The organism is Frankia sp. AiPs1, assembly GCF_023716945.1.
Lineage (GTDB): Bacteria > Actinomycetota > Actinomycetes > Frankiales > Frankiaceae > Frankia.
This window is the reverse complement of record NZ_JAMQQF010000018.1, coordinates 1-14718: the sequence shown is the minus strand read 5'-3', so window position 1 is coordinate 14718 and position 14718 is coordinate 1. Positions and strand designations below refer to the sequence as shown.

Sequence of the window (14718 nt, the reverse complement as noted above, 5' to 3'; positions counted from 1 at the left end):
AGTGCGACCACGTGCTGGGTGCCTGGGCCACCCGACCGGGGGTGCCGCCGTGAGGTGCTGTGAGCTTCGATACGGCCCGTCGAGAGTGAGCCCCAGATTCCGGTCAATCGATGAGATCAACTCCACAACAGTCGCGCACGTGAGCCCACAGGGGTCGTACGCTGCGGCCTATGGCTCTTCCCGCGTCCGCCGAGGATTCTGCTCCCGACCCGCACACCACCGCAGGGCGACTTGCTCAACTGCGGCGCGTGAACGAAGACGCGGTCCACGCCGGGTCGCAGCGGGCGGTAGACGCCCAGCACGCCAAGGGCAAGATGACCGCGCGTGAGCGGATCGAGGCTTTCCTCGACCCGGGCTCGTTCGTGGAGACCGACGCGTTCGCGCGGCACCGGGCGCACGACTTCGGCGTCCAGGCGAACCGCCCCTACGGGGACGGCGTGGTGACCGGGTACGGCACCGTCGACGGCCGCCAGATCTGCGTGTTCAGCCAGGACTTCACCGTCTTCGGGGGGAGCCTCGGCGAGGTCTTCGGCGAGAAGATCGTCAAGATCATGGATCTGGCGCTGAAGACCGGCTGCCCGGTCGTCGGCATCAACGACTCCGGCGGGGCTCGCATCCAGGAGGGGGTCGTCTCCCTCGGCCTCTACGGCGAGATCTTCTATCGGAACGTCATGGCCTCCGGCGTCGTCCCACAGCTTTCTCTGATCATGGGCCCGTGCGCCGGCGGCGCCGTGTACTCCCCGGCGATCACGGACTTCACGCTCATGGTCGACCAGACCAGCCACATGTTCATCACCGGTCCGGACGTCATCAAAGAGGTCACCGGCGAGGACGTCGGGATGGAGGAGCTGGGTGGCGCCGCCACCCACAACTCACGCAGCGGAGTCGCGCACTTCCAGGCGGCCGACGAGACGGAGTGCCTGGAGCTCGCCCGGGCGCTGCTGTCGTTCCTGCCGTCGAACAATCTCGATGACGCCCCGAGCTACGACGGGGTGGACGATCCGGCCGCCGAGATCGATCCCGAGCTGGACACCTTCATCCCGGACTCTCCGAACACGCCGTACGACATGCACGAGATCATTGAGCGTCTGATCGACGACGGGGACTTCCTCGAGGTCCACGCCCAGTTCGCCCAGAATCTGATCGTCGGATTCGGACGGGTGGACGGCCGGTCGGTCGGGGTCGTGGCGAACCAGCCGATGCAGTTCGCCGGCACCCTCGACATCGACGCCAGCGAGAAGGCTGCTCGTTTCGTCCGGACTTGCGACGCCTTCAACATCCCGGTCCTGACCCTGGTCGACGTGCCCGGCTTCCTGCCTGGCACCTCCCAGGAATGGAATGGGATCATCCGTCGAGGCGCTAAGTTGATCTATGCCTACGCCGAGGCGACCGTTCCCAAGGTCACCGTGATCACCCGGAAGGCATACGGCGGCGCATACGACGTGATGGGGTCGAAGCATCTGCGGGCCGACATCAACCTCGCCTGGCCGACCGCCGAGATCGCTGTCATGGGTGCCCGCGGTGCGGTGAACATCATCTACCGGCGCGACCTGGCCAAGGCGGAGTCCCCGGAGACCCGCCGGGCGGAACTCATCGACGACTACAATGATCACTTCGCGACCCCGTACATCGCGGCCGAACGCGGGTACCTCGACGCGGTGATCAACCCGTCCGAGACCCGCCGAGAGATCATTCGGGCCCTGCGCCTGCTGCGTACCAAGCGTGAGTCTCTGCCGCCGAAGAAGCACGGCAACATCCCGCTGTAGCTCGGCCCCGGACTCTCGTCAGCACGCAGTCGGTCCGCTTCCCACGCGCGCACCCGCTGGACGAGCGAACACGCGACAAGGGATGACGATGGACCGCAGGCCGCGCACGACGCGTGGCCGGAAGTCGAGTGAGGAGAGGACCGTGGCCCAGGACAACGACGGACAGACCAGTCCGCCCCGGCTACATTTGATCCGTGGGAACGCGACACCCGAGGAGATTGCTGCGGTGGTCGCGCTTCTGGCAGCCCGCGCGGTCCCGGTGGAAAGTCCGCCTCCCGTCCGCTCAGCCTGGGCGGATCCGACCCAGGCGCTGCGTGGCCCAATCGCTACCGGAGCAGGTTCGTGGCGACGCTCCGGAATGAGCCCGGGTGTACGCACCCGGGCTGGCTGGTAACCGAACAGATAGATGACGCCAGGATGTCTGTGGCATCACATCCGGGCACAACGAGAGCGAACTGTGCGGCCCGACTCGCCTAGACTTCAGGCAGGCCGGACGAGGACGGGAGCAACGTGCGTAAGATCCTCATTGCTAACCGGGGAGAGATTGCGGTTCGGGTGGCCCGCGCATGCCGCGACGCCGGATACACGAGCGTCGCGGTATACGCCGAACCGGACATCGACGCACTGCACGTGCGCGTCGCCGACGAGGCATTCGCGCTGGGTGGTACGACTCCCGGCGACTCCTATCTACGCATCGACAAGGTACTCGATGCCTGCAAGTCGTCCGGGGCCGATGCAGTTCATCCGGGATACGGCTTCCTCTCGGAGAACGCGGATTTCGCCGAGGCTGTGATCGGTGCCGGTCTCACCTGGATCGGTCCGCCGCCCGAAGCCATTCGCCGCCTCGGAGACAAGACTGCGGCCCGCCACATCGCGTTGGCCGTCGGCGCGCCGCTCGCGCCGGGCACCCCGGATCCCGTCGCCGGCGTCGATGAAGTCGTCGCCTTCGCCGAGCAGTACGGCCTGCCGGTCGCCATCAAGGCTGCGTTCGGTGGCGGTGGCCGCGGGCTCAAGGTCGCCTGGACCGCGGAGGAATTGCCCGAGCTGTTCGACAGCGCGGTGCGGGAGGCGGTCGCCGCCTTCGGCCGGGGCGAATGCTTCGTGGAACGTTACCTCGACCAGCCCCGGCACGTGGAGACACAGATCCTCGCGGACAGCCACGGCAACGTCGTCGTCGTCGGCACCCGGGACTGCTCCCTGCAGCGGCGATACCAGAAGCTCGTCGAGGAGGCGCCAGCGCCGTTCCTCTCCGCGCAGCAGCTCACCTCCCTCTACGAGGCGTCCAAGGCGATCTGCAAGAAGGCCGGCTACGTCGGCGCCGGCACTGTGGAATTCCTGGTCGCCCGCGACGGCGTGATCAGCTTCCTCGAAGTGAACACCCGGCTCCAGGTCGAGCACCCGGTGACCGAAGAGGTGTCCGGCGTGGACCTCGTCCGCGCCCAGTTCCGGATCGCGGAGGGTGAGGCACTCGACTTCACCGACCCCACTCCCCGCGGCCACGCCATCGAGTTCCGCATCAATGGTGAGGACCCCGGTCGCAACTTCCTTCCTGCTCCGGGAACAGTGACCAAGTTCGTCTCGCCGGCCGGTCCGGGCGTGCGCCTCGACACCGGCATCGAGAGCGGCAGTGTGATCGGGGGCGCCTTCGACTCCCTGCTCGCCAAGCTCATCATCACCGGCGCCACCCGCCAGGAGGCGCTGGAGCGTGCCCGGCGCGCGCTGGACGAGATGGTGGTGGACGGCATGGCCACGGCACTGCCGTTCCATCGTGCGGTCGTGCGGGACCCGGCCTTCGCTCCCGACGACGCCGCGGAGCCGTTCCGCATCCACAACCGTTGGATCGAGACCGAGTTCGACAACACCATCCCCGCCTTCAGCGGTGGCACCGATGCCGACACCACCCCCGAGCCGCGGGAGGCGGTCATCGTCGAGGTGGGCGGCAAGCGTCTCGAAGTCGTGCTGCCGGCCGGGCTCGGCACCGCTTCGACCGCATCGCGTGGCGCCGCGCCCAAGCGGTCGGCACGCGGCGCGGCGGCCGCCAAGGTGACCGGTGACGCCCTGACCAGCCCCATGCAGGGCACCATCGTGAAGGTCGCGGTCAACGACGGCGACACGGTCACCGCTGGCGACCTCATCATCGTGTTGGAAGCGATGAAGATGGAGCAGCCGATCAATGCTCACCGCGGCGGTACCGTTACGGGCCTGACCGCAGCCGTGGGCGCGGTGGTCACAAGTGGTGCCGTCCTCTGTGAGATCAAGGACTGATCGGGCTCTCCACCCGTCGACTGTCTTCCCGCCGGCCATCCACTTCGTAAGCTGCGGGGTATGGACGGCGGTGACGACAGCGCAACGGGGCGCGGACAGGACACGGGGGCGGCAGCGCCGTCGGCGGTGGCAGAACGGCCACCGCTGACGGGCCGCGTCCACTATCTCCTCGGTGGGACGCTTCCTCCCATCTACAGCACGTGGATCTCCCGGGATCTGACCGGCCCTGGCTGGCGGATGCGGCAGGCGGCACGCCCACTCGTTCTGATGCTGCCGTTCGCCGTGGTCTTCGCCCTGCTTCCGGGCGAGGCGACCGTCCGCGCGGTGACAGTCGCGTTCCTCCTGGTCGCCGGGGCGGGGCTCGGCTTCGCCACCAGCGGATTCTTCCGGAACCGGCGGCTGGAGCAACATGGCTTCCCACCGGTGTTTCCGCCGCACGATGACGAAGAGGACGAGTAACCATCGACTCCACTCGGCCCCCCGCCTGACCAGCGTCGAGAGCTGATCATTTCTCGTCATGGCGCTCCGGACCGACGCGATAGGTGCGCCCTTCCGGGCTCGTCCAGATGAAGTGCCCGGGTCTGACCTGGCGCACCTTCCACCGTGTCACCGGGCCGGCCATGGCGGGATGCGCGGCACCGGTCGGCCGGTCCCCGGCATGCTTGAGCCGGTGATGCCGTCTGCACTCCGGGCCGAGGTTTCCTTCATCCGTCGGACCGTGTTGCCCGTGCGGCTTGGTGTGGTCGAGATCGCAGGCGGCTGACCGTTTATCGCAACCGGGAAATACACAGGTGGGATTGCGAACCCGAACATGCCGCGCCAACGCGGCGGACGGGAATCGCCGGCTCGCCGTCTCCACCACCTGTCCCTCCACCGGATCCGTGAGGATCCGCCGCCAGGTGCACCGAGGGTTGGCCGCCATCTCGCGGACGATTCCGGCAGGTATCGGCCCGTAGCCAGGGATTTCGCCGGGCTTCTCCGCCAGGCCGAGCAGGCATTCCACCGGAACGATGACCTGCATCTCGAGATTGATGCGATCATGGTCACGTCCCATGATCAGGTCGTATAGCACGTCGGCCCGACGCTGATCGAGGTCCCGCCTGTCCTGCTCCGATCCGGCCTTCTTCGCCAGCCCGTCGACCTTTCGGAAGGCCGCCAACATGCGCTCGGCGGGGAGCAGCGCCGAGATTCGTCCCATTCCGTCGGCCTCGGCCCGCATCGTCACCCGACGTGCCATCGCAGCCTTACGGCGCCGGCGTTCCGCACCCTGCGGGTCCACCTTGATGACCCGACGCCGCACGGCGGCGGCGAAGGCGTTGTGACTGGGTCGGCCGCCACCGTTGCTCAGCACCCCTCCCGCAACCTCGTCCGCCTGTTCATCCGTGAGGTTTGCCGTCAGTCGCTCCAGCGCGTTCAGCCGCTCCAGATCGATGGTTCCGAAGCTGAGGGCGTTGACCGCGGCGGGCATGCGGCGGACCGCGCTGACCGCGAAGGCCAGGCGCCTACCGCCCACCGCCGGCGACAGCTTCAGCTCGGCAGCCAGTTCGTCGCCGGCGAACTCGTCGAAGGCCTGGTAGCGCTGGTCGCTGCCGTCGAGCTCGGGCGGCCGTAACCGCGCGAACCTCGCCCGGACGACCAGCCTGGCGGCCTCCCAGCGCGCGATTTCCTGCTCGATCTGCACGTCGAGCCGCAGACAGTCACTCGCGTCGAGATCTGCCGCCCAACGCACGAACGGCGACTCCAATATGCCGACCTCGCCGGGGCCACCGGCAACCGTGGCATCCGAATCCGGGCCACCGACGTCCTTCGTTCCACCGGATCCGCCGCCCGGATCATTCGCCTTCCAGAATTCCGAGAATGGGTACACTGTGCCACCTGTCACGGGTAGATCGCCGGGGGATCGGGCCACGCAAACAGAAACCCTCGATCCACATATGCGCGATCGAAAACCGAGAACCGACACAGATCATCGGCCCTGGGAATCGAACTCGTGTTCGGAAGCATAGCTGACACCTGCGCCCACGCCAAGCCGTCTCCGGACCTTCGTGGAATTGCGAGATGCCCACGACCATAACCTCGAGGAAAAGCGCGAGAAAAACTTGACCACATTCTCCGCACGTCGGGCTCGATCAGATGACGACCACAACCTAGAGAGAGTGTCGAAAACGCGGCGGACGGTGGATCTGGCGGCGGAAGCGGCCTATGCTCACACCGTCATCCGCCCCCTCCAGCGGCGCAGGGCGAGCATCTCGCTGTTTTCCGGCCCGTGGCGCGCCGACCGGAGCGGCCGCGGCCATCACTCCGCCGAAGGTCGACGCCGGCCAAGGTTGTTGTTGTTCTCACCCCACGTTGTCGAAGCCCGCGAAGAAGTCCCGAGGACGCAGTACCCGGGCGGCCTCGGTGATCGAGCCGGACAACGATGGATAGATGGAGAAGGTATGCGCGATCTGATCGACGGTGAGACCATGCTCGACCGCAAGCGAGACGGAAAGGATGAGCTCCGACGCGCGCGGGGCGACAATTACGCCACCGAGGACACTGCCGCTGCCCGGCCGGCAGAACAATTTGACGAATCCATCCTCTATCCCCATCATCTTCGCCCGAGGATTACGGGAGAGTGGCACGGTGGTCACCTCTGCCGCGACAGCACCCGTGTCCTTCATCACCTGGGTGACTCCGACTGTGGCGATTTCCGGCTCGGTGAAGATGTTAGAGGAGACAGTCCCGAGTCGCAGCGGGCTCACCGCCTCCCCGAGGGCATGCCACATTGCTATCCGGCCCTGCATGGCGGCCACCGACGCGAGCGGCAGAACGCCGGTGCAGTCGCCTGCCGCATACACGCCGGGCACGGAGGTGCGCGACATCCGATCGACGTTCACGTGCCCGCCGGGACCGAGGCGAACACCGACGTCGGTCAGGCCGAGTCCCTTCGTCCGAGGAACAGATCCGACCGCCATCAGGGCGTGGCTTCCCGTGACGGTTCGGCCGTCGGAGAGCTCGACGATCACGCCGTCGCCGATGCGGCGGACCGAGGCGGCGCGCGAGCGGTTGAGCACCTCGATGCCACGCCGCACGAACACGTCCTCGATGACGCGCGCGGCGTCCGGGTCCTCGCCGGGCAGGACTCGTTCGCGGGACGAGACGAGGGTGACCTCGGCACCCATCGCCCGATAGGCGCTGGCGAACTCGGCGCCGGTGACGCCGGAGCCGACGACGACGAGGTGCTCCGGAATCTCCTTGAGGTCGTAAAGATGGCGCCAGGTGAGTATCCGTTCACCGTCCGGGCGGGCAGTCGGAAGATCCCGTGGACTCGCCCCCGTTGCGATGAGAATCACGTCGCCCACGAAGGTCGCACCGGTGTTCGTCTCGATCGCATGCGGCCCGACCAGTCGACCCGCCGCGTGCACCACCTCGACCTTCTCGCGCTCGAGACGGCGTTCGATGTCCACGGACTGCGCCTTTGCGAGCTCCCGGACCCTTTCGTACACCTGTTCCGGATCGACGCTGACGACCTCCGGCGGCGTGAGCGGGGGTACCCCCGCGTCCAGACCGCTTCGCATGCCCCACGCCACTGCGGGCAGCACCGGTTCTGTCCCCGCGCCAAGTCCATGGGGGCGGATACCGAGCCCCGGCGCCAGTGCGAGATTGGTCATAGTCTCCGAAGTCGCGATCAGCGTCTTGGAAGGAACACAGTCGGTGAGCACACAGGCGCCGCCGATCCCATCCGAGTCGATGACCGTGACCGTCGCGCCCAGCGACGCGGCCACGAGTGCCGATTCATAGCCGCCGGGCCCTCCGCCGAGAATGACGATGCGCGTCACGTGCCCTCCCGATCTGACATCTCTTCCTTTCATCTTCCCCCGCCTCGACGGCTGCGCTCCTCCCGGTGCGGAGAGCTCCGTAGGATCACAGGCGGAAGCCACCATGCGCGAAGTTCACGAGACGCCCTTCTTCCGACTTTGAGACGGAAATAGCAGCTATAGCCACGCACTGTCACCCCGAGAGACGACGATGACCTTGTACGCGGCGTACGCCGGCAATCTCGACCCGGCGCAGATGAAGGAGCGGGCCCCGCACTCGCCCGTCACCGGCACTGGATGGATCAATGGCTGGCGTCTGACCTTCGGCGGTGAGAACGTGGGCTGGGACGGAGTGCTGGCCACGATCGTCGAGTCACCCGGACACCATGCGTACGTGCTGCTGTACGACCTCGACCGATATGACCTGGAGCGGCTCGACGTGTGGGAGGGCGCGGATACCGGCTTGTACACCCGCATCCGCGTCAGGGTGTCCACCCTGGACGGCGAGGCGCTCGCCTGGACCTACGTGCTGAACTCCTACGAGGGTGGCCTGCCCTCCCGGTGGTACCTCGACATGATCGCCGATTCCGCCGAGAAGGCGGGGGCTCCTGCCGACTACGTCAAGGAGCTCCGCTCCAGACCAACGGCATAGCCGGCAACAGCACCCGCCTACAACGGCCGACTCCCCACCCGGCTGGTCGAGCAGCCCACAACCAGGGGCCCCGAAGAGAACGTAGGTCAGACAGAGCACAGGTCAGACGGGCACAGGTCAGACACGACGCAGGTCAGAGGGAGGCCGGCGCACGGCGTAGCAGCTCCAGAGCCGCGCCGGTCAGCAGCCGCACCCCGATGCCGACAGCGCGCTCGTCGACGTCGAAGGCGCCCTGGTGTAGATCGTAAGTGGGCCCCCCCGGAACGCGGGTGCCCAACCGGGCCAGCGCGCCGGGCACGTGGTTGAGATACCAGCCGAAATCCTCCCCGCCCAGGGATTGGGCGACCGTGGCGGACGCGCCATGGCCCAGCGCGCGATCGACGATGCTCTGGAACACGTCGACGACCTCCGCGCTGTTGACGACGGGAGGCACTCCGCGCCGGTAGTCGACCACGATCTGCGCGCCATACGGGGCGACGAGCTGCTCGGCGACTCGGGTCACGAGGGCGGGGACGGACTCCCAGGTCTCCCGAGACAACGTGCGGATGGTTCCCCGTAGCTGACCGGTGCGGGGGATGGCGTTGGCGACGGTGCCGGCCTGCACCTGCCCCCAGACGAGGGACAGAGCCGACCGTGGATCGACCAGCCGGCCGAGCGCGGCTGGCATGTCGGCGGCCAGCCGGACGATGGCGTACACGAGGTCGACCGTGTTCTGCGGGCGCGAGGTGTGGCCGCCCGGCCCCGCCAGCGTGATCTCGACAGCGTCGGCCGCGGAGGTGATCGGTCCGGTCCGCAGCCCGATGGTGCCCACGTCCAGCGCGGGATCGCAGTGCACGGCGATCGCCGCCGAGGCGGGCTTCAGCACGCCCGCGTCGATCACGTCCAGGGCCCCGCCGGGCATGAGCTCCTCGGCCGGCTGGAAGACGAGACGCACGGTGCCGGACAACGCGGCCGTGCGCGCAAAGTCGGCGAGGGCCAGACCGACGCCTAGCACCACGGTGGTGTGCACGTCATGCCCGCAGGCGTGGGCCACGCCGGGCACCGTCGAGCGGTACGCGACGTCCTTGACGTCCGGCAGCGGAAGCGCGTCCAGGTCGGCCCGGACGACCACCACCGGGGCCGCCGGATCACGGTCCGGACCGATTCCGATGTCACACCACAGCCCGGGCACGTCCGGCAACCGCTGCGGGGACAACCCCGCGGCGCGCAGCCTCGCCTCCACCTGCCCGGCCGTACGCCGTTCCTGCCGGCCGAGCTCGGGATGGGCGTGCAGGTCACGGCGCATCGCGATCAGTTCGGATTCATGTGCGGTCACCCATCGGGCGACGGCCGCGGTCTCGTTGGCCTCCATCTGCCGGCCGGGCTCCTCCCTGCGGGCGTCGCACGGGCCCTGACGCGCGCCGTTTCGGATACCGGCCGTCGGGTGCGCGCTGACGCACCTATCCGGCAACGACCGGACGGCCGGTATTCATCTCTTCCAGCAGGGTATCGACGACTCGGGTCAGATCTCCATCGGCCCGCCGGGCCACCGCCCGCTGTCGGGTGTAGCTCGCCCCGGTATCGAGGATCACCAGGACGTCGGTGAGCTGCTCCGCGCAGCCCAGCCGATGGGCGACCGGAAGCAGATCCTCCACGAGATCCATGAGGTCGTCGCGCACCGACCGGACCCCGCCGCGGCCGTCGATCAGGATCTGCGCGTCGAGGCCGTAACGGGCCGCCCGCCACTTGTTCTCCTGCACGAGCCACCGTTGCGGCGTCGGGAGACGGTACCCACGGTCGATCTGGGTGTTCATCCGATCGACGAGGCACTGCGCGAGGGCGGCGACCGCACCGACCTCCAGCAGCGTCGGCAGCCCGTCACAGATCCGCAGTTCCACTGTGCCGAAGTTGGGATGTGGCCGGATGTCCCACCAGACTTCCCGGATCGTCTCGATCGTCCCCGCCGCGATGAGCGTCTCCATGAAGGACTCGAACCGCGGCCAGTCCTCCAACGGGTAGGGCAGGCCCGCGGTGGGCAGGCTGGCGAACACCTGGGATCGCGACGAGGCCAGGCCCGTGTCCCCGCCCAGCCAGAACGGCGAGGACGCGGACAGGGCGAGGAAATGCGGGATGTACTCCATCAGGGCATTCATGATCGGCATGGCCTTGTCCGGGGAACGGACCCCGACGTGGACGTGGACACCGAAGATGAGCAGCCGGCGGGCCAGCCACTGCATCTGGCTGACCAGCCGCGAGTACCGGTTGTCGTCGGTGATGCGCTGTCCGGCGTAGTCGCTGATGGGGTGGGTGCCGCTGCACATCAGGCCGACGCCGCGCCGCTCCGCCAGGTCGCGCAGCAGCGACACCGTGCCGGCCAGGTCGGCAGTCGCCTCCCCGACCGATCCACAGACTCCGGTGATGACCTCGACGGTCGACTCGAACAGCTCGTGCTTCGCCTTGGCCGCTTCCCGCTCGCCGATCTTCGCCCGCAGCTCGTCGAGGATGACCGTGGCCTCCCCGCGCAGTTCGCGGGACTGCTGGTCGACGAGCTGCAGTTCCCACTCGATGCCGAGACTGGAGCTCGTCGAGGACGAGAAGGGAATCTGCACCTGGGCTCCTCGGATCGGGGCCGATGCCGGTGTCGGGCGGCCGTCACCGTTCCGCTCGGCTCACGGACAGCAGGAGCTGATTACCCATTCGGGCCGTTCCTACCCCCGATCCCCGGCCGGGATGGCCGGGGTGGCCGGAGTAGCCGGGGCAATCACCCGTACGCCCAGCTCACGAAGCTGACGGTCGGTCACCTGGGTGGGAGCCCCGGTGAGCGGGTCGAGCCCGGACTGAGTCTTCGGGAAGGCGATGACCTCACGGATGTTCTCCTCACCCGCCAGGATGGCGACCAGGCGGTCGATGCCGACCGCGAAGCCGCCGTGCGGCGGTGCGCCGTAGCCGAACGGGGTGAGGAAGAAGCCGAACCGTGCGTTCGCCTCCTCGGGCGTGATCCCCAGCAGGCCGAAGATGCGCTGCTGCAGGGCGCTCTCGTGGATCCGGATCGAACCGGACCCGAGCTCCCAGCCGTTGAGCACCAGGTCGTAGGCGCGGCTACGCACCGCGAGCGGCTCGCTCTCGAGCTTCCCGATGTCGTCGGGATGTGGGCGGGTGAAGGGGTGGTGCCCGGGCTTCGGCCGCCCGGTGGCCGGGTCGATGCCGACGAACAGCGGGAAGTCCACCACCCACACGAACCGCAGCGGCCCCTGCCCGGCCGGTGGGCGGCCGAGGTCGTTGCGGAGCTGACCGAGTACCTCGCAGGTGGTCGCCCACTCGTCGGCGACCAGCAGCAGCAGGTCGCCTTCCACGGCGTCGGTCGCGGCGATGATCCCGGCGATTTCGTCCGCCGAAAGGAACTTCGCCACCGGCGACTCCAGCTCGCCACCAGCGCCCACCCGCATCCACACCAGGCCCTTGGCACCCAGCGACTTGGCCCGAGTGGTGAGATCGTCGAGCCGGCGCCGGTTGTGCGCGGCCGAGCCACCGGGCACCCGGATTCCCTTGATTGTCTCGGCGCCGGCGAATGCCTTGAAGCCGCTGCTGGCGAAGACCGCGGTGAGCTCGACGAGTTCCAGGCCGAACCGCAGGTCCGGCTTGTCGACACCGAAGCGGTTCATCGCCTCGTGCCAGGTGATCCGTTCGATCGGCGGCACGGCGTCGGTCCGCACCGCCCGCGCCGCGGCCAGCACCGCGGCGGAGATCACGTCGAGCACGTCGTCCTGGTCGACAAAGCTCATCTCGAGGTCGAGCTGGGTGAACTCGTACTGCCGGTCGGCGCGCAGGTCCTCGTCCCGCAGGCAACGCGCAAACTGGAAGTAACGGTCGGTCCCACCCACCATGAGCAACTGCTTGAACAACTGCGGCGACTGCGGCAGGGCGTAGAAGCTCCCCGGGAACTGCCGGGACGGGACGATGAACTCCCGGGCGCCCTCCGGCGTCGACGGCATCAGCAGCGGCGTCTCCACCTCGACGAAGTCGAGTGGCGCCAGGACGGTGCGCATCGCGCCCAGCACCGTGGAGCGGGTCCGCAGGTTGCGCTGCATCCGCTCCCGGCGCAAATCGAGGTAGCGGTAGGCCAGCCGGGTGGACTCGTCGACGGCGTCGGCCCGGTCGTCGAGGGGGAACGGCGGCGGGGTGGCGACCGACAGGATCTCGACCGCACAGTCGCGCAGCTCGACCTCCCCGGTCGCCAGCGCCGGGTTCGCCGTGCCCGCCGGCCGGATGGCCACCGTGCCGGTGACGCGCAGCACGTACTCGGAGCGGACGTCGACGGATCCGTCGACGACGACCTGGAGGATGCCGGAGTGGTCCCGCAGGTCGACGAAGGTCAGCGACTGCCCGTGCTGGCGGCGGTGCGCCACCCAGCCGCACACCGACACGGTCCGGCCGACATGATCCGCCCGCAGGTCGGCGCACAGGTGCGTGCGCATGGCCGTACGCTGCCCGCTGGCCGCGGAGACCCCCGGGTCCGGGATCGGTAGCTCGCCGGTGGCCGGCTGGGTTGTAGTCATCGGTCCGTTGTTCCCATCGCTGTCCGGTTCGGCCCACCGGGCGCGGTGTCACGCCTGTGCTGTGGCGATATCGTCACGCCCGCCGCGGGATCCCGCCCCGACCTTATCGGCCGCTGCGTCGCCACGGTCCGGTCAGGCTCGACGGGTCGCCACCGAAGCGGCGGCGCGGCGGCGCGGGCTGGCAGGGGCAGCGGGCTGGCAGAGGGCAGCGGGCTGAGAGAAGGCAGCGCGGGCTGGGCTAGCGGCGTAGTGCGCGGATGAAGCGGCCGGCCTCGGTCCGCAGCCGAGCGGGGACGCGCAGAACCTGACGTCCGCGGGGCGTGCTGAGTTCCACCGTGATGACGTCGCCATGCTTGACCCCGCGGGAGGCGCTCACCTCGCGACGGTCGAACACGACGTCGAACCAGTCGCCCTCCCGCGGGAACGGCGCGACGACGAGCAGCCGTCTGTCGGTGAGCACGATCCACCGGGAGGCGCCGACCCGGTAACCGACGAAGGTCTCCACCTTCGACGTCAGCCGTCCCGGTCCGTCGGGGTCGGTCAGCCGTCCACGCAACACGACCTCGGTGAACTCACCGGACTCCAGCGGCACGGACGGGAGCCGGCGGTGGGACGGCAACAGGGGCACGGATGCCAGTCTCCCCCACCCACCCCGTACAGTCGCCGGGTGCGAGAGCAGGCGGAGGAACCGAACGCGGCGGCCTCGGCCGCGCGGCTGGCGGAGCTGACCGGGGTCGGACGGCACGACGTGGCGATTCTGCTGGGCTCGGGGTGGCGCCCGGCCGCGGATGTGCTCGCGCGGCGGGCGAAGGAGGTCACCGAGGTCACATTCGACCAACTCGGGGGCTTCCCACCGGGCACCGACGTGCCTGGCCACCGCCCGGTCGCCCACTCGCTGCGCTTCGAGGGCCGCCGGCTGCTCGTCTACCTGGGCCGGGTGCACGCATACGAGGGCCACCGACTGTCGCGGGTGGTGCACGCCGTGCGGCTGGCCTGCGCCGCGGGCGCGTCGACGGTCGTGCTGACGAACGCGGCCGGCGGGCTGCGCGCCGACATGACTATCGGCCAGCCGGTCCTCATCGCCGACCATCTCAACCTCACCGGGCGATCACCGCTGGTGGGACCCGCCTTCACCGATCTGACCGATGCCTACTCGCCACGGTTGCGCGCCCTGGCCCGGGAGGTCGACCCGTCGCTGGCCGAGGGCGTCTACGCCGGCCTGCCCGGACCACACTTCGAGACGCCCGCGGAGATCAGGATGCTGCGGGTGCTGGGCGCCGACCTGGTGGGGATGTCGACGGTGCACGAGACGATCGCCGCCCGGGCCGCCGGCGCCGAGGTGTTGGGCGTGTCGCTGGTGACCAACCTCGCGGCGGGCATGACCGGGGAGCCGTTGAACCACCTGGAAGTGCTGGCCGCCGGGGCGGTCGCGGCGGAGCGGATGGGGGCCCTGCTCGCCGATGTCGCCGCCCGACTCTAGGGACGGCGAGATCATGACGGTGCCGGCCACCGCCATGCCGCCGGGGCTGCCCGGGCCGCTGGCCGGACAGGTCCGGGCCTGGCTCGCCGACGACCCGGACGCCGCGGACCGGGCCGAGCTGACCCGGCTGTGTGCCGAGGCTGTTCGCGACCCGGCGGCACTCGACGACCTCGACGACCGATTCCGCGCGCCGCTGCGGTTCGGGACGGCGGGGTTGCGC

General features: G+C 69.0%; 12 protein-coding genes and 1 pseudogene. 7 read left to right on the top strand and 6 right to left on the bottom strand.

Annotated elements, in window-relative coordinates:
* The first annotated feature begins 170 nt into the window (after positions 1-170).
* The 4 genes from ND748_RS04185 to ND748_RS04170 all read left to right on the top strand — a co-directional run bounded on the left by ND748_RS04185 (position 171) and on the right by ND748_RS04170 (position 4490).
* On the top strand, positions 171-1766 hold the full coding sequence (locus ND748_RS04185; protein WP_285901578.1) for an acyl-CoA carboxylase subunit beta: 1596 nt from the start codon (positions 171-173) through the stop codon (positions 1764-1766).
* An 82-nt stretch (positions 1767-1848) separates the two neighbouring features.
* Complete coding sequence (locus ND748_RS04180; protein WP_308205585.1) at positions 1849-2160, top strand: acyl-CoA carboxylase subunit epsilon; 312 nt, start codon at positions 1849-1851, stop codon at positions 2158-2160.
* 116 nt (positions 2161-2276) lie between these two features.
* Positions 2277-4031 (top strand): biotin carboxylase N-terminal domain-containing protein, encoded by a 1755-nt coding sequence (locus ND748_RS04175; protein WP_251744131.1) that lies wholly within the window; start codon positions 2277-2279, stop codon positions 4029-4031.
* A 60-nt stretch (positions 4032-4091) separates the two neighbouring features.
* Entirely contained in the window at positions 4092-4490 is a 399-nt protein-coding gene (locus ND748_RS04170; protein WP_251744130.1) for a DUF5313 family protein, read from the top strand.
* 46 nt (positions 4491-4536) lie between these two features.
* Here ND748_RS04170 and ND748_RS04165 read toward each other — a convergent pair whose 3' ends face one another.
* Together ND748_RS04165 and ND748_RS04160 are read right to left on the bottom strand one after the other, a co-directional pair.
* Positions 4537-5898, bottom strand: coding sequence for an HNH endonuclease signature motif containing protein (locus ND748_RS04165; RefSeq protein WP_251744128.1), 1362 nt, complete (start codon positions 5896-5898; stop codon positions 4537-4539).
* A gap of 472 nt (positions 5899-6370) precedes the next feature.
* Positions 6371-7852, bottom strand: a complete 1482-nt coding sequence (locus tag ND748_RS04160) for an NAD(P)H-quinone dehydrogenase (RefSeq protein WP_251744126.1) — start codon at positions 7850-7852, stop codon at positions 6371-6373.
* A gap of 190 nt (positions 7853-8042) precedes the next feature.
* On the opposite strand from ND748_RS04160, the gene ND748_RS04155 reads away from it, so the two are divergent.
* Complete coding sequence (locus tag ND748_RS04155) at positions 8043-8483, top strand: gamma-glutamylcyclotransferase (protein ID WP_251744125.1); 441 nt, start codon at positions 8043-8045, stop codon at positions 8481-8483.
* Between the two features lie 133 nt (positions 8484-8616).
* On the opposite strand, the gene ND748_RS04150 is transcribed toward ND748_RS04155, so the two are convergent.
* The 4 genes from ND748_RS04150 to ND748_RS04135 form a co-directional block, all read right to left on the bottom strand.
* Positions 8617-9834: an amidohydrolase gene (locus ND748_RS04150; RefSeq protein WP_251744123.1), complete on the bottom strand. Its 1218-nt coding sequence runs from the start codon at positions 9832-9834 to the stop codon at positions 8617-8619.
* An 88-nt stretch (positions 9835-9922) separates the two neighbouring features.
* Positions 9923-11071, bottom strand: coding sequence for a glutamate--cysteine ligase (locus ND748_RS04145; RefSeq protein WP_251744121.1), 1149 nt, complete (start codon positions 11069-11071; stop codon positions 9923-9925).
* Between the two features lie 99 nt (positions 11072-11170).
* Positions 11171-13018: an aspartate--tRNA ligase gene (gene aspS, locus ND748_RS04140; protein ID WP_251744119.1), complete on the bottom strand. Its 1848-nt coding sequence runs from the start codon at positions 13016-13018 to the stop codon at positions 11171-11173.
* A gap of 238 nt (positions 13019-13256) precedes the next feature.
* On the bottom strand, positions 13257-13646 hold the full coding sequence (locus ND748_RS04135; RefSeq protein WP_251744117.1) for a hypothetical protein: 390 nt from the start codon (positions 13644-13646) through the stop codon (positions 13257-13259).
* Between the two features lie 39 nt (positions 13647-13685).
* On the opposite strand from ND748_RS04135, the gene ND748_RS04130 reads away from it, so the two are divergent.
* Together ND748_RS04130 and ND748_RS04125 are read left to right on the top strand one after the other, a co-directional pair.
* Complete coding sequence (locus ND748_RS04130; RefSeq protein ID WP_251744115.1) at positions 13686-14498, top strand: purine-nucleoside phosphorylase; 813 nt, start codon at positions 13686-13688, stop codon at positions 14496-14498.
* A 13-nt stretch (positions 14499-14511) separates the two neighbouring features.
* Positions 14512-14718: pseudogene (locus ND748_RS04125) on the top strand (phospho-sugar mutase); the annotation flags it as partial.